Raw genomic sequence first — 15,979 nt, 5'->3', positions numbered from 1 at the left:
TAACCGAGCCAGTATCCTATCTGGCAACCCATGCAGACCTGACCCAATGAGACGCAGTCGAGACATGGCGGCTTCACTGGCATTCATCGCGATGATGATGTTCTCGGTTGCCGTGGTGGCCGGGTTCTTCGGTGCCCTGCATCCGGCCTTCGATTCTTTTTCGCATTTCCGCGTCCATCTGGCCGTGTTGATGGCGCTTTGCGCGCTGCCGCTGCTGGCCACAACATTTCGGCTGCAAGCGGTCGCGGCGCTGCTTTTCGCCGTGGCGGCCTCTGCCACCACCTTGAACGCGCTGCCCAGCCCGTGGCCGGTTCAGGCTGCCTATGAAGCCAAAAACAAGGGCCTCGCGGTCTACCGACTGCTGCAGATGAACCTGCGCTACGACAATCCGACGCCGAAGAAGGTGCTGTCGCTGATCGGCCGGACCAATCCCGACGTGATCACCCTCGACGAGGTGTCGGCGATGTGGACGACCGAGCTCGGCTATATCGGCAGCGCATATCCCTATCGGATTCTCTGTCCTTACCCGAACGGCATATTCGGCGTCGCGCTGCTCTCGCGGCGGCCCTTTGCCGCTGGCACCGAGCCGCATTGCGAGCGGCGCGGCGCCATGGCGATGGCGACCGTCGACTTCGGCGGCATTGGCGTCGATGTCGCCGCGATCCATCTGAGCTGGCCATGGCCACGCGAGCAGTACTGGCAGATCGGTGAGCTCACGGAATCGCTCTCGTCGCTCGGCGAGACCGCCATCATGGCGGGCGACTGCAACGCTGTGCCATGGAGCGCGGCCGTGCGTCGTGTAGCCTCGCTCGGCGGGCTGACCGTCATGCCGTCCGCCGGACCGACCTGGACCTACATCAAGTTGCCGGATTTCCTGCGCCGCTTTGCGGGGCTGCCCATCGACCAGGTTTTCAGCAAGGGATCGGTGCTGATCCATGGCGCATCCAGGCTCGAGGAGACAGGTTCGGACCATCTTCCGGTCCTGGTGGAGTTCTCAGTCCAGGCCGACGGCAAGCAGCCTGACGACGAGCACGCGACGGCGCTCGCTGCGAGCGATCTGCCCAGCAAGCCCCACGGCTGACACAGGCTCTTCGTCATCTCAGGCAATTCCAGGAAAAAGGGCGGAGCAGCAAAGCGACGCCGCAAGGACCCTGGATGATGAACGGATCGCTCAAGGCTTTCCCATCAGGGCGGCGATCAGATGTTCGACATGGCCGCCCTCGCTATGCTCGCGTTGATCGAAGGCGTTCTGCCTGGCCTCGTATTCGGCATAGGCGACCTTGATGCGTCGCCGCGCCTCGCCGCGCGTCTTGTAGCAGGATGGGTCGTCGGCGATCTTGAGGCCGGTGATCGACCTTTCCGTGGCGCGCATCATCTCTCTGGCAATGCGGCCATGGGTTTCCTCATGGGCGCGAACGCCGGCGAAGAACCGGTTCCAGCGCTTTTTCAGCGCCGGCGTCGTGGGCGAAGCAACGCGAGGGAAGGTATAGAAGAGGTTGAGCGTGCCGTTGGCCCGCCGCAGCCGGCAGAAGCCATTTACCTGCCCGACGTCGAGATCCCAGTCGACGGTATAGGCGGTTTGGGCGATGGCATGCGTCATGAAGCCGTGCTTGGGGCCCTTGCTGTCCATGGCGTCGACGAGAGTGGCGCCCGAGCCTCCCGTGATGTCGTAGGTCCGCGTCTGGACCACGACCCTGGTGCCGGCCAAGGCTTCCGGCGCACAAAGGGCGCCGATGGCAACGAGGCATGTCAGAATGGTCCGGCGCATGGGTCTTTCTCCCTATCCGTAGATAAGGGAACCACAAGCCGGTGGCCGTTTCAACGGTTCTGCTGCTCTACATGCCTTGGTGGACCGGCGTTTCGCCGCTTCCTTGCCGCCGATGGTCGACGCGGCCCAAGTCGGCGCCGTGGCTCACATGTTCTGGTAGACCGGCCCTTCACCGCCTTGCGGCGGCACCCAGTTGATGTTCTGGTTCGGATCCTTGATGTCGCAGGTCTTGCAGTGGACGCAGTTCTGCGCGTTGATGACGAAGCGCACGTCCTTCGCCGCGGGATCGGCTGCTGCATTGCCGTCCTTGTCGACCCATTCGTAGACGCCGGCCGGACAATAGCGTGTCGAGGGTCCGGCAAAGACATCGTGTTCGGAACGCTTCTGCAGGTCCATGTCGCCGACCAGCAGGTGGACCGGCTCGTTTTCCTCATGATTGGTGTTGGACAGGAACACCGAGGACAGCCGGTCGAATGTCAGCACGCCATCGGGCTTCGGATAGGCGATCCTCTTGTGCTGGGCGGCAGGCTCGAGCGCGGCATAGTCGGCCTTGCCATGCTTCAGCGTACCGAAGGGCGAGACGCCGAACAGCGTGTTCAGCCACATGTCGAGGCCGCCGAGGCCGACGCCGACAATGGTACCGAAACGCGACCAGAGCGGCTTGACGTTGCGCACCTTCTTCAGGTCCTTGCCTATGTCGGTCGCCCGCCATGCCGCCTCGTAGGAGGAAAGCTCGTCATTGGCGCGGCCGGCGCCGATCGCCTCGGCGACATGCTCGGCCGCCAGCATTCCTGACAGCACCGCATTGTGGGAGCCCTTGATGCGCGGCACGTTGACGAAGCCCGCGGCGCAACCCATCAGCGCGCCGCCTGGGAAGGACAGTTTCGGCACCGACTGCCAGCCACCCTCGGTGATGGCGCGCGCACCATAGCCGAGCCGCTTGGCGCCTTCGAACGTGCCTGATATCGCGGGATGGGTCTTGAAGCGCTGGAATTCTTCGAAGGGCGACAGCCAAGGATTCTTGTAGTTGAGATGGAGGACGAAACCGACGGCCACCTGGTTGTCCTCGAGATGGTAGAGGAAGGAACCGCCGCCGGTCTTCATGTCGAGCGGCCAGCCGAAGGAGTGCTGAACCAGGCCCGGCCGATGGTTCTCCGGCTTGACCTGCCAGAGTTCCTTGAGGCCGATGCCGTATTTGCCGGGCTCGCGGCCGTCGGAAAGATTGTATTTGGCGATCAGCTGCTTGGCGAGCGAGCCGCGCGCGCCTTCACCGATCAGCACATACTTGCCCATCAGCGCCATGCCCGGCGCGAAACCCGGGCCGTGCGTGCCGTCCTTCTCGACGCCCATGTCGCCGGTGACGACGCCGGTGACGGCGCCTTCTTCATTGTAGAGCAGGCCGGCCGCGGCAAAACCCGGATAAATCTCGACGCCAAGCTCTTCGGCCTTGGTCGCCAGCCAGCGGCAGACATTGCCGAGCGAGACGATGTAGTTGCCGTGATTGTTCATCAGCGGCGGCATCAGGATGTTGGGCAGACGGAACGAGCCGGCAGGGCCGAGCACCAGGAAATGGTCCGCCGTGACCGGCGTCTTGAACGGATGGCCTTCCTCCTCGCGCCAACCCGGCAGCAGCCGGTCGATGCCGATCGGATCGACGACGGCGCCTGAGAGGATGTGGGCGCCGACCTCACCGCCCTTTTCCAGCACGACGACGGAAAGCTCGGGATTGACCTGCTTGAGGCGGATGGCCGCGGCAAGGCCGGCCGGCCCGGCACCGACGATAACCACGTCGAATTCCATGCTTTCGCGTTCGATGTCGCTCATCAACCCCTCCGCACTGGCTTGCCGCTGTTGCGTATCTTGCTGGCTCCTGCGCTGCATAGCGCATCAATTGGCGACAGGAAACCGGCGCATACGTGACAATGCGGATTTGGCCAAAAAGTCGCGCATCGTGCGCCAGGGCGGCTGCTTTCGTTCAGCCTGGCCCGCGGCGCTTGCGTTTTTAATTGTTCGACGGCTTGCTTATCGGCCATACTTCACGCCATGCGCATTCCTGGGCCAGCCGGCTTGTCATCGACGCGCTTTCCTTCAACGCCCGGCCGGGCCCGCCGGGCGATCCTTTTGGCCCTTCTGCTGCTGGCACCGGTCGACGCCGTCGCCGACGAGGTGAAAGTCTGGGCGACAGGCGCCTATTCCTTCTCCGACGAGCTTGGCGGCTTCCGCATCACCGGTGCTTCGGGCATCGGAACCAAGGAAGATCCGCTGGTGATCACCGAAGAGCTCAATTCGGCGACACCGGTGACTTTGACCATCCGCACGACAAAGCCGATCCAGGCATTCGGCAAGGCCGGCGAGTTCGCCAACGGCGTCATGTACATGCGCATCGACGTGCTCAACAACAGTGGCCAGGCCTGGATCGAATTCCAGTTCGAGCTTCAGGAGATACTTGACCAGCCGAGCGTGTTCGGCGACGGGCTTTCGTTCGACCAGCGCAACAAGACGCCCGACAATATCTGGTCGAGCAATTTCGCCGATTTCGATCGCGATTTCGAACCCTATGATCGGTTGCTGTTCAAGAACGGCAAGGTCGACCCGCTGAAAACCGCCAGGTTCGATTTCCTGATGACCGACTACACGCCGCGATGGACCTTCTATCTGGTTCAGGATCCGCGCATTCCGACAGGCTAGGGCAAGCGGCCAGCCTTGCAAATTGCCGCCATGCGGACGAATGTGAATCCATGACTGCCGCTTCCCCCAACAACAGACCGGACCTTGCCGACCTGCTGGCCTTCTATGCCAGCGCGGGCGTCGACGAGGCGCTTGAAGACCAGCCGGTGAACCGGTTCGCGGAGGCTGCGCCCAAACCAGCCGAGCGCGCGCCGGCGGCGCCGCCCTTGGGTGACACCGCCGCACCGCCTCGCTCCACTGGCGTACCCAGTGCCGACGCGGGTGACAGACCAAACGCGCCGCCCGTCGCGCGCGCACCGGCCAAGACCTCTACGGTCCCCGATGAAGCGCAAGCGGCGCTGGCGCGTCAGCTGGCGACGACGGCAACGACGCTGGACGAGCTTCGCCAGCACATGGCGGCGTTCGACGGCTGCAACCTCAAGGCCACCGCCAAGAACCTGGTGTTCGCCGACGGCAATCCGGAGGCCGCCGTCATGCTGGTCGGCGAGGCACCAGGCCGCGACGAGGACATCGAGGGCTTGCCCTTCGTCGGCCGCTCGGGCCGGCTGCTCGACCGCATGCTGGCCGCGATCGGCCTCGACCGAACCTCGGCCTACATCGCCAACGTCATTCCGTGGCGGCCGCCGGGCAATCGCACGCCAACGCCGCACGAGACCGAGATCTGCCGGCCGTTCATCGAGCGGCAGATCGAACTGGTCAATCCCAAGGTGCTGATCAACCTCGGCGGTCCGTCCGCGAAAACCTTGCTCAATACCAGCGAAGGCATCTTGCGGCTGCGCGGCAACTGGCGCGTCCACACGACGGCATCCGGCATCGCCATTCCCTCCATGCCGACCCTGCATCCTGCCTATCTCTTGAGGACCCCGGCGCACAAGAAACTGGCGTGGCGGGATTTTCTCGAAGTGAAGGCGAAGCTGCGGGCGCTCACCTAGTCGCTCACCTGGTGATGACCTCGCAGGTAATTGAAATGCGCCTCTCGCCGGCCTAGTCATTCGCTCATGACGACATCCCAAAACTCCGCCGGTAGCCTCATTCGCGAATGGCGCACCCGCCGCCGCATGAGCCAGCTCGGCCTCGCCATAGAAGCCGAGATCTCGCAGCGACATCTGAGCTTCGTCGAGAGCGGCCGTGCCGCGCCCTCGCGCGACATGGTGCTGCATCTGGCCGAGCAGCTGTCGATCCCGCTCAGGCAGCGCAACCAGCTGCTGCTGGCGGCGGGCTTTGCGCCGAGCTTCAGCGAACGCCCGCTGACCGACGGGGCGCTGGCGCCGGCAATGGCGGCGGTGGAGATCGTGCTCAAGGGGCACGAGCCTTTCCCGGCGCTCGCCGTCGACCGGCACTGGAACCTGGTTTCGGCCAATGCCGCTATCGCTCCGTTCCTTGCCGACATCACGGAGGCTTCGCTGTTGACGCCGCCGGTCAACGTGCTTCGCCTCAGCCTGCACCCCGGCGGCATTGCGCCGCGCATCGTCAATCTCCAGGAATGGCGCACGCACCTGCTCGAGCGTCTGAAGCATCAGAATGACGCAAGCGGCGATCCTGTGCTGGTCGAACTGGAGCGCGAGCTGCGCGGCTACCCGTCCGGGCTGAAAGGCAGCCGGCCCATGCCCATCGAGCCGAACGCCATCGTGCATCCGCTGCGCCTCGCCCATGGCGACCAGGTATTGTCGTTCATCAGCACCATCACCGTGTTCGGCACGCCGCTCGACGTCACGCTGTCGGAACTGGCGATCGAATCCTTCTTTCCGGCCGACGAGCAGACGCGGGCGGTTCTGGCGCGGCTGGCGAAGGAGCGGGCCCAGTAATTATCTATTGCAATATCCCACCGTTCGGACGCATTCAAAGCGAAGCCCCACACACGGTGAAGCTAACCCCCAGAGATTGAACTGCCAGCAAAATGGAAGCGAACAATAGCGCCAATGCTATGCTCGTCAAAAACCCGAATACTCCATACTTGAACATTCGTCCTTCGGTCGTCGACATCTCCTGCAGCAGGAAGGCCAAGCGTCCGATCTTAGAGAAATCGGATTCATCGTGGTCCCAGGATCTTTTTCTGATTATGACGGCCATAGACATCCAGGCCGTAAAAAACGATGCCAAGACGAAGCCCATGAACAGATATGCACCCGACATTGCAAGAATGCAGATCAATTAATTCTCCGCTTCGGTCTGCTCCGCTCGTATCATACACCACTAAACCGGGCGAAGGTTGCTGTATCGCTAGCCCTGCGGCAACGCAGCCTTGCGGGTGCGGGTACGCTCCAGGCCGAGCCGGCGCTCACGCCAGATGATAAAGATGCCGGCCGCGACGACGATCAGGCCGCCGACAAGCATGTTGAGCGTGGCGACGTCGCCAAAAACGAGATAGCCGACGACGACGCCAAGAATCATCGACGTGTATTCGAATGGCGCCACGACCGAGGCCTCGGCATGGCGATAGGCTGCCGTCATCAGGATCTGGCCGAGGCCACCGCAAAAACCGGCGGCAACCAGCAGAGTTGCCTGGAGTGGCGTCAGCGCCTGCCAGCCGAACGGCAGCGACAGCAGCGCCATGACGCTCGCCGTCACCGAAAACCACAGCACGATGGTCGCGGTGCGCTCGCTTTGAACGAGGTTGCGCACCAGCAGCATGGCGATGGCCGAGATGGCCGCGGCAAGCAGCGCGGCAATGACACCGAGCACCTCCTGGTCGCCCAGAGCAGCACCCGAGCGCAGCAGCGTCAGTTCCGGCCACGAGATGATCAGCACGCCGACCAGGCCGACCCCGACCGCGCTCCAGCGATAGACGCGGATGGCCTCGCCGAGAAAGATCGAGCTGAACACCACCACCAGCAGTGGCTGTGCGTAGTTCAGCGTGATCGCTTCCGGCAGTGGCAACCGTGTCAGCGCGAAGAAGCCGAGCCCCATGGCGCAGACACCAACGACACCGCGCGCGATGTGGTTGAGCGGACGCCTGGTCGTGAAGGCGGTGCCAAGTTTTCCCCTGAAAGCGAGGAAGGCGATGATCGGGAAGATGGCGAAGAAGGAACGGAAGAAGACGATCTGGCCCGCCGGCACGGTGCCCGCTGCCTTGATGCAGGTCTGCATGCCGACGAAGACCGCCACCGATACGATCTTGAGCATGATGCCGGTGAGCGTGCTGTGCCCGCCGGCGTGCTCATTAACCCCGACGGTGGGGGTGCCCGGCCCGGCTGTCACGCTCCCGCGGCTTCCCGGATCGTCGCCCAGACGCGCGCCGGCGTCGCCGGCATGTCGATGTGCCTGACGCCGTAGGCGCGCCAGAGCGCGTCGGTTACCGCGTTGAGCGCGGCCGGCGTTGCCCCGATGGTGCCGGCCTCGCCTGCCCCCTTGATGCCGAGTGCATTGGTGGTCGACGGCACGTTGCGGGTCTCGAAGTGGAAGAACGGGAAATTGTCGGCGCGCGGCATGGCGTAGTCCATGAAGCTCGCCGTCAGCAACTGCCCGTCCTCGCCATGGATGGTGTCCTCTATCAGCGCCTGGCCGATGCCTTGCACCACGCCGCCATGCACCTGGCCGGCGAGCAGGATCGGATTCACGGTGACGCCGAAATCATCGACGATGGTGTAGCTGACAATCTCGGTCGCGCCGGTCTCGGGATCTATCTCGACCTCGCAGATGTGGGTACCGTTCGGGTAGGTGCACTCGTCCTGCACGAACTCGCCGAACCCCTTCAGATCGTCCGGCGTCTTGGCGGCCTTGGCGATGCTCGAAAAATCGATCGCCCGGTCGGTGCCGACGATACGGGCAACGCCGTTCGACAGCTCGATGTCGCCGGCTGAAGCCTCCAGCTCATCGGCGGCGATACGCTTGATCTTGTTGGCCAAATCCTCGCCGGCACGCGACGCCGAAACACCGCCGAGCGGAATCGAACGCGAGCCGCCGGTGCCGCCGCCGGCCTTCAATTCGTCGGTGTCGCCCTGGCGGACATGGATCTTGTCGATGTCGAGGTTGAGCTTCTCCGACAGGAACTGCGCATAAGCGGTGGCGTGCCCCTGCCCGTTGGTCTGGGTGCCGATCTTCAACGTCACCGTGCCGTCGCCATTGAGTTCGACGAAGGCCGGTTCGGAACCAGGAAACGCGCAGGCCTCGATATAGGTGGCCATGCCGATGCCGCGGATCTTCCCGCCTGTTTTCGACTGTTCGAGCCGCTCCGGAAATGTCTTCCATTGCGCCTGTTCGATGGCGCGGTTCATGTGCCCTTCGAATTCGCCGGTGTCGTAGAGGCGGCCGGTCTGCGTGCGGTAGGGAAACTGTTCGGGCCGGATGAAATTGCGGCGCCGGATCTCTTCCACAGGCAGGCCCAGATCATGGGCGCAGGCATCGACAAGCTTTTCCAGCAGGAACGCCGCTTCCGGCCGGCCGGCGCCGCGATAGGCATCGACCGGGCAAGTGTTGGTGTAGAGGCCGGTCACCGAGACGTCGAGCGCCTGGATATCATAGACGCCGGTCGACATGGTGACGCCGATATAGGGAATGAACGGACCGTATTGCGAGATATAGGCGCCGATATTGGCGAGCAGGTCCACCTTCATGCCAAGGAAGCGGCCGTCCTTGTCCAGTGCCATCTCCGCCTTCACGACATTGTCCCGTCCTTGAGCGTCGGTCAGGAAGTGCTCGGTGCGGTCGCCGGCCCATTTCACCGGGCGGCCAAGCCGCTTGGCCGCCTCGAGCACCAGCGGATACTCACGGTAGACGAAGCTCTTGGGCCCAAAACCACCGCCGACATCGGGCGTGATGACACGGATCTGATCCTTCTTGATCTTGAACAGGCCGGCCAGGATATATTGCATGGAATGCACGCCCTGCGACCCCGTGGTCAGCACGAAGCGGTTCTCCCGCACGTTCCACTCGCCGATCGCCGAGCGCGGCTCCATGTAGTTGCAGACCAGCCGGTTGTTGACGAATTCGATGCGGGTGACGTGGGCGGCCTTGGCGAAAGCCGCGTCGGTCTTTTTCTTGTCGCCCATGTGGTAGCTGAAGGCGCGGTTGGAACCGAGTTCCGGCCAGACCAGCGGCGTGCCTTCGGCAAGCGCCGTCGCGGTGCCGGAGGCGGCGTCCTCGGAATCATAGTCGACATCGATCAGTTCGGCGGCATCCTGCGCCAGGGCGCGACTGTCGGCGACTATAAAAGCGACGGCATCGCCAACATAGTTGACGCGGTCGCGGCACAGGATCGGAATATCGCGGGTCGGCGCCTTGGTGCCATCCGGCTGTGCCTGCATGACACCGGACCTGAGATCACCGAGATGGGCAAGGTCCTTGCCGGTCAGCACCAGATGCACGCCAGGCGCGGCCTTCGCCGCCTCGGTCGAACCGATGCTGAAGCTTGCCTTGGCCACCGGCGAGCGCAGCACATGGCCATGCAGGACGCCAGCCGGCTGGATGTCGTCGGTATAGCGGCCCTGCCCCTGGATGAAGGCAGCATCCTCGCGCCGCAGCACGGATGCGCCCATCCCGAATTTCGGCGTGACGACGGTCATGGATGCCTCGCGATGATGACTGGAGAAGGAACGCCTGAAATAGGCGTTGGCTCAGTTTTGTCGAGGGACCGTTTCGTGTAAAGAGCGCAGACTTCGAATTTTTTGGACCAGCGGCAACAATCCGCCTCCAACGCAATTGACAGGAAAACCCACGGAATGCGCACGGACACCGGCCAGGTCTTCAAGCTCGAAGACTATCGCCCCAACGATTACCTCATTCCGCAAACGAACCTCACCTTCCGCCTGTCGCCAGAAGCAACGCGCGTCACCGCCGTGCTCACAGTCGAGCGCCGTGACGGCGTATCCGTGTCGGCACCGTTGGTGCTGGACGGCGACGGGCTGCGGCTCGAGCGCGTCGAGATCAACGGCAAGAAAGCGAAGCCGGCGGACCTGCTGGCGACACCAGATCAATTGACCATCCTCAAGCCGCCGGCCGCGCGTCGCTTCCAGTTGGTCATCGAGACCGAGCTGGCACCTAACGGCAACGAAGCGCTGATGGGCCTCTATCGCTCCAGCAATGTCTACTGCACGCAATGCGAGGCCGAAGGCTTTCGCCGCATCACCTATTTCCTCGATCGACCCGACATCCTGTCAGTCTACACGGTGCGGATCGAGGCCTTGCGCGACGAGGCGCCGCTGCTCCTGTCCAACGGCAACCCGGTCGACAACGGCGATCTCGGCGATGGCTGGCACTATGCGGTCTGGCACGACCCCTTCCCCAAGCCGTCCTACCTGTTCGCGCTGGTGGCCGGCAATCTCGGCAAGGTCGCCGACAGCTTCGTCACCCTGTCGGGCCGCAGGGTCGAACTCGGCATCTATGTCGAGCCAGGCAAGGAGAAGCTGGCCGGCTATGCCATGGACGCGCTGAAGCGGTCGATGCGATGGGATGAGGAGGCGTTTGGCCGCGAATACGACCTTGACGTCTTCAACATCGTCGCCGTGTCGGACTTCAACATGGGTGCGATGGAGAACAAGGGCCTCAACATCTTCAACGACAAATATGTGCTGGCCGACCAGGAGACGGCGACTGATGCCGATTTCGCCAATATCGAGGCGATCATCGCGCATGAATATTTCCACAATTGGACAGGCAACAGAATCACTTGCCGCGACTGGTTCCAGCTTTGCCTGAAGGAAGGGCTGACGGTTTTCCGCGACCACGAATTCTCCGCCGACCAGCGCTCGCGCGCGGTCAAACGCATCGCCGAGGTGCGCACGCTGCGCGCGCACCAGTTTCCCGAGGACCAGGGGCCGCTGGCGCATCCGGTGCGGCCGCGCCGCTACCGCGAGATCAACAATTTCTACACGGCCACGGTCTACGAGAAAGGCTCCGAAGTGGTGCGCATGATCCGCACCATCCTTGGGCCTGACGCCTTTCGCGCCGGCATGGACCTCTATTTCGAACGGCACGATGGCGAGGCGGCGACGATCGAGGATTTCATCAAGGTGTTCGAGGATGCGTCCGGCCGCGACCTGTCGCAGTTCGCGCTCTGGTATCATCAGGCGGGCACGCCCAACCTGACGGTCAGTTCGACGCACAATCCGGCCGCGCGTGAGTTCACGCTCGAGATCGAGCAGTCGGTGCCGCCGACGCCATCCGAGAGCCGCAAGCGGCTGATGCACATTCCGCTCGCCTTCGGCCTGATCGGTGCCGGCGGCAAGCCGGTCGAGTATAGCGGCGTCGAGGGCGCCAGCGTCGAGGACGGCATCATCCATGTCCGCAAGCGCCGCCACATGGTGCGTTTCTCGGGCGTGGCCGAACGGCCGGCCGTGTCGCTCAACCGCGGCTTTTCGGCGCCGGTGACGCTTTCCGTCGAGCAGAAGGCCGACGACCAGTTCTTCCTCGCCCGCCATGACAGCGACGCCTTCTCGCGCTGGCAGGCTTTCAACACGCTGCTGACCGATGCGCTGATTGCCGCCTTCCGCCAGATCCTTGGCGGCGAGCAGCCGGTCTTCGCCCAGCGGCTGACCGAACTCGCCGGCAACATCGCCGGCGACGAGGCGCTGGAGCCGGCCTACCGGGCGCTGGCGTTGGCGTTGCCAGGTGACGCCGACATCGCCCGCGACATCGGCAAGAACATCGATCCCGACGCCATCCATGCGGCCCGCGAGGCCCTGACGCTCGCGATCGGCAGCGCCAACCGGGACACATTTGCCGGCCTCTACGACCGCCTTGCTGACAAGGCCGCGTTCAGCCCTGACGCGGCGAGCGCCGGACGACGCGCCTTGCGCAACATCCTGCTGGACTATCTCTCCTTGCAGCCGGGCGGAGCGGCACTTGCCATCGGCCACTTCCAATCGGCGACCAACATGACCGACCGCGCCGCCGCACTTACCGTGCTCGCGCATCGTCACCACGGTTCGCCCGAGGCAATCATGGCACTGGCGGCTTTCGAGACGACCTATGGATCCGATCCGCTGGTCATGGACAAATGGTTCCAGATCCAGGCCAGCGTGCCCGGGCCGCAGGCCGTCGACACAGTGCGCGCCCTGACCGCTCATCCGGCCTTCTCGATGGCCAATCCGAACCGGGTGCGCTCGTTGATCGGCACATTCTCCAGCGCCAACCAGACCGGCTTCCACCGCGCCGACGGCGAGGGCTACAGGTTCTTCTCGCGGACGGTGCTCGAGGTCGAAAAGCGCAACCCGCAAGTGGCGGCAAGGCTGGCGACGGCGCTCAGATCGTGGCGTTCGCTCGAACCTGGCCGGCAGGCCAAGGCCAGGGAAGCGCTGCTTTCGATCGCCGGCGCCGAAAACCTGTCGGCGGATTTGAGGGACATTGTCGAGCGCACGCTGGCGTAATCGCCCTTCCCTTCTCCCCTTGCGGGGAAAACAGGGACACGAAGCCGGCGAAAGTCCATTATTTTAGTCGATTTTTAATCTTTTTTCGCCGGACCACTGGACAAGGCGAATCACCTTTGATTCTTTACTGACGATTCGGAAGTGCGGCGTTTGCCGGATCACCAAGCATAGGCAAATTCGGGGAGTGCCATTTATGGCGAAGGCGGACGCGTGGGGCGCGCCCGGAGGGAAGGCTTTTGCTCGCCGCGAGGTGCGAAGCGACGGCCTTGCCGGGAATACGCGGCTCATCGCCGAACCGGCCTACCGGCGGCTGCTGGCAGCGGAGCCGCTATTGCGCCGATCGATACCGGCTCTCATCATCACCTTCCTGATCGTCATCGCGGCGCTGCGGGTGCTGTCGCTGATGAACGAGCGCGACGACGTCGAGCGCGATGCCAAGGCAATCCTCACGCTGGCGGCGGGCCAACTGGCAAGTTCGCTCGCCACCACTTCGGACACGGTGCCTGGCGCCATCCAGGATCTTCTGGAAACCACCAGCCGTCAGGGCGCGATGGGCCGCAGCCATGTGCTTGTCATCACCGACAGCGCTTTCAAGATCGTCGCGGTGACACCGCGCTCGATGCCATGGCAAGGCCATTCGCTGGACGGCCTCGTCCAGGGCGGCCAGCCATTGTTCATGTTCGGCGACCGCGCCGGCGTGATGGAGGTCAACATCGGCGGACAGGACTGGTATGCGGCGGTCAGCCTGGCCAATGGGCGAAAAGGCGCGGCGGCGGCCCTGGTTCCGCAGGACGCGGTTTTCGACGCGTGGCGCAAGACCGTCTCGCTCAACGTCACCCTGTTCGTGCTGACGGCCGGCGTGCTGATCATCATCCTCTACGCCTATTTCGGCCAGGCGGCGCGCGCGCAGGCGGCCGACCGTATCTACCTCGAAGCGCATCAGCGCATCGACATGGCGCTGGTTCGCGGCCGCTGCGGCCTGTGGGACTGGGACATGGTGCGCGGCAAGATGTACTGGTCGCGCTCGATGTACGACATGCTCGGCTACGAGCCTTGTGACACGATGCTGTCCTTCGGCGAGGTCGACGAGATCATTCACCCGGAGGATGGCGACCTGTTCCTGTTGGCCAACAGGATCGTCTCGCGCGAGATCGACCATATCGACCAGGTGTTCCGGATGCGGCATGCCGACGGTCAATGGGTATGGATGCGCGCCAGGGCGCAAGTCATCGATCCGGAAGCGCCGGAGATCCAGCTGATCGGCATCGCCGTCGACGTCACCGAGCAGCGCCATCTGGCGCTGCGTTCAGAGGCGGCCGATCTTCGCCTCAGAACGGCGATCGAGAACATCAACGAATCGTTCGTGCTGTGGGATTCGGCCCAGCGCCTGATCATGTGCAATTCCAAATACCAGCAGGACAACGGGCTGTCGGACCGTGATGTGATGCCAGGCGTTGCGCGCGCCGCACTGGAAGAACGCATGCTGGCCTTTGCTTCCGAACGGCGGCTTGCCAACACCAACGGACTGCAAGGCGGCGCCACCTTCGAGCGGCAGCTGGCCGACGGCCGGTGGCTGCAGGTCAACGAACTGCGGACCCGGGACGGCGGTATCGTTTCGGTGGGCTCCGATATCACCCAGATCAAGCTGCATCAGGAGAAACTCGTCGACAGCGAACGCCGGTTGATGGCAACGATCCATGACCTGAGCCTCGCCCGCCGGGCCGAAGAGGAGCGGTCGCGCGAACTGGTCGACCTCAACCGCAAATACATGAAGGAAACCGAACGCGCCGAGGCGGCGAACCGGGCCAAATCCGAATTCCTGGCCAACATGTCGCATGAATTGCGCACGCCGCTGAACGCCATCATCGGCTTCTCCGAGCTGATGGAACAGGGCCTGTTCGGTCCGCTGGGGTCGGAGCGCTACGAGGAATATGCCACCGACATCAACAGCAGCGGCAAATATCTCCTGGGCGTCATCAACGACATTCTCGACATGTCCAAGATCGAGGCCGGCCAGTTCTCGCTGGACCGGGAAGAAATCGATCTCGGTCCGCTGATCAGCGAAACGGTTCGCGTCGTCTCGCTGCAGGCGGCGCAAAAGGCGATCACCGTGGAAACACGCATCGCCGACGCACTGACGCTGATCGCCGATCGCCGCGCGATCAAGCAGATCGTCATCAACCTTTTGTCCAACGCGGTGAAATTCACCGGCCAGGGCGGCCACATATCGGTCAGGGCCCGCAACACATCCGGCGCGCTGGTGCTGACGATCGAGGACAATGGCTGCGGCATCCCGAAGGAAGCGCTCGGCAAGCTCGGACGGCCCTTCGAACAGGTGCAGAACCAGTTTTCCAAGAACCATGCCGGTTCCGGCCTTGGCCTTGCCATCTCGCGCTCGCTGGCCGAGCTGCAGGGCGGCGCACTGAAGATCCGCTCGACCGAAGGCGCCGGCACGATCGTGTCGGTGCGCATTCCAGTCAAGAAAGCGACGCTGGCGGTGAAGGCCGCGGCCTGACGGGTTCCGCCGGTCGGTCGGGGAACGTGTCGCCGGCGGCGGCCTGCCGCCGGAATTCCACGTTTCACATGTCGGAGCCTCAGTCAGGCCCTCAGGGCGCGGCTTGCTTCCCTACTGCATGTCGCCGCCATTGCCGTCGCCATCCCATTTGCGGTGGCGGCCAAAGCGGTCGCCTTTCGGCAGCTCACTCTTTTCGATCTTGCCGTCATTGTTCCTGTCGAGCATGGCAAAGACCTTCTTCTGGCGACTGGTGATGTCGTCGGTGGTCAGCGTGCCGTCGCCCTTGCTGTCGTAGCGGGCGATGATGCGCTTGGCCATCCGCTCGAAACGCGCCTTCTCCAGCGCGTCGGCGAGTTGGGCGACGGTCAGCTTGCCGCCATTGTCGGCAACGAGCTTCTTCAGCCGCGCGTCCATGGCGTCGGAAAACTGGTCGAACGTGATGGTGCCGTTCGAATCGCTCATCACCTTGTTGAGGCGCATCATCATGCCTTCGCGCATTTTTGCGCTGGCATTGTTTTCGGCATAGGCCGTGGTGCCGACGGCGCCGGCCAAGGCTACGAAGGCAAGGGCAAGTTTGGTCGTCTTTCTCATGGTCTTCTCCTGTTGCATCGTCACCCCCGATGCTAGAGCGATCTTCGATCCTGTTGCCGCTCTATCTCCTTGTTTTAGCCTCGGATTTTCCCAAAATCGGTTCCCACCGTTGGG

The 15,979-nt window shown here is 63.5% G+C and carries 12 protein-coding genes; 6 read left to right on the top strand and 6 right to left on the bottom strand.

The window, feature by feature from the left end; translation table 11 throughout:
* Window positions 1-64 precede the first annotated feature (64 nt).
* On the top strand, window positions 65-1,081 hold the full coding sequence (locus NR193_RS03865; RefSeq protein WP_256749554.1) for an endonuclease/exonuclease/phosphatase family protein: 1,017 nt from the start codon (window positions 65-67) through the stop codon (window positions 1,079-1,081).
* A gap of 90 nt (window positions 1,082-1,171) precedes the next feature.
* On the opposite strand, the gene NR193_RS03860 is transcribed toward NR193_RS03865, so the two are convergent.
* The gene (locus tag NR193_RS03860) at window positions 1,172-1,768 is read right to left on the bottom strand and encodes a DUF922 domain-containing Zn-dependent protease (RefSeq protein WP_256749553.1); all 597 of its coding nucleotides are present in this window, start codon (window positions 1,766-1,768) and stop codon (window positions 1,172-1,174) included.
* A gap of 144 nt (window positions 1,769-1,912) precedes the next feature.
* Entirely contained in the window at window positions 1,913-3,592 is a 1,680-nt protein-coding gene (locus NR193_RS03855; RefSeq protein WP_256749552.1) for an electron transfer flavoprotein-ubiquinone oxidoreductase, read from the bottom strand.
* Window positions 3,593-3,811: 219 nt separating this feature from the next.
* On the opposite strand from NR193_RS03855, the gene NR193_RS03850 reads away from it, so the two are divergent.
* The 3 genes from NR193_RS03850 to NR193_RS03840 all read left to right on the top strand — a co-directional run bounded on the left by NR193_RS03850 (window position 3,812) and on the right by NR193_RS03840 (window position 6,261).
* Window positions 3,812-4,456 carry a hypothetical protein gene (locus tag NR193_RS03850; RefSeq protein ID WP_256749551.1) on the top strand — a complete coding sequence of 215 codons (645 nt, stop codon included), beginning with the start codon at window positions 3,812-3,814 and terminating at the stop codon, window positions 4,454-4,456.
* A gap of 50 nt (window positions 4,457-4,506) precedes the next feature.
* Window positions 4,507-5,388, top strand: a complete 882-nt coding sequence (locus tag NR193_RS03845; RefSeq protein WP_256749550.1) for a uracil-DNA glycosylase family protein — start codon at window positions 4,507-4,509, stop codon at window positions 5,386-5,388.
* A 66-nt stretch (window positions 5,389-5,454) separates the two neighbouring features.
* A complete protein-coding gene (locus tag NR193_RS03840; protein ID WP_256749549.1) occupies window positions 5,455-6,261 on the top strand; it encodes a helix-turn-helix domain-containing protein in 807 nt (268 codons plus the stop codon).
* A 34-nt stretch (window positions 6,262-6,295) separates the two neighbouring features.
* Here the strand turns inward: NR193_RS03840 and NR193_RS03835 are convergent, their stop codons facing one another.
* The 3 genes from NR193_RS03835 to NR193_RS03825 form a co-directional block, all read right to left on the bottom strand.
* Window positions 6,296-6,607: a hypothetical protein gene (locus NR193_RS03835; protein ID WP_256749548.1), complete on the bottom strand. Its 312-nt coding sequence runs from the start codon at window positions 6,605-6,607 to the stop codon at window positions 6,296-6,298.
* Between the two features lie 69 nt (window positions 6,608-6,676).
* The gene (locus NR193_RS03830; protein WP_256749826.1) at window positions 6,677-7,579 is read right to left on the bottom strand and encodes a DMT family transporter; all 903 of its coding nucleotides are present in this window, start codon (window positions 7,577-7,579) and stop codon (window positions 6,677-6,679) included.
* 71 nt (window positions 7,580-7,650) lie between these two features.
* Window positions 7,651-9,957 carry a xanthine dehydrogenase family protein molybdopterin-binding subunit gene (locus NR193_RS03825; protein ID WP_256749547.1) on the bottom strand — a complete coding sequence of 769 codons (2,307 nt, stop codon included), beginning with the start codon at window positions 9,955-9,957 and terminating at the stop codon, window positions 7,651-7,653.
* A gap of 156 nt (window positions 9,958-10,113) precedes the next feature.
* Here NR193_RS03825 and pepN point away from each other — a divergent pair, with 156 nt between their 5' ends.
* Together pepN and NR193_RS03815 are read left to right on the top strand one after the other, a co-directional pair.
* Window positions 10,114-12,759 carry an aminopeptidase N gene (gene pepN / locus NR193_RS03820; RefSeq protein WP_256749546.1) on the top strand — a complete coding sequence of 882 codons (2,646 nt, stop codon included), beginning with the start codon at window positions 10,114-10,116 and terminating at the stop codon, window positions 12,757-12,759.
* A gap of 193 nt (window positions 12,760-12,952) precedes the next feature.
* Complete coding sequence (locus NR193_RS03815) at window positions 12,953-15,274, top strand: PAS domain-containing sensor histidine kinase (protein WP_256749545.1); 2,322 nt, start codon at window positions 12,953-12,955, stop codon at window positions 15,272-15,274.
* A 111-nt stretch (window positions 15,275-15,385) separates the two neighbouring features.
* Here NR193_RS03815 and NR193_RS03810 read toward each other — a convergent pair whose 3' ends face one another.
* Complete coding sequence (locus tag NR193_RS03810; RefSeq protein ID WP_256749544.1) at window positions 15,386-15,865, bottom strand: hypothetical protein; 480 nt, start codon at window positions 15,863-15,865, stop codon at window positions 15,386-15,388.
* Window positions 15,866-15,979 lie beyond the last annotated feature (114 nt).

This window comes from Mesorhizobium sp. Mes31 (genome assembly GCF_024519675.1).
In the GTDB taxonomy this organism is placed as follows: Bacteria; Pseudomonadota; Alphaproteobacteria; order Rhizobiales; family Rhizobiaceae; genus Mesorhizobium.
The sequence above is the reverse complement of the archived record's forward strand: the minus strand, read 5'-3'. Positions and strand labels throughout refer to the sequence as shown.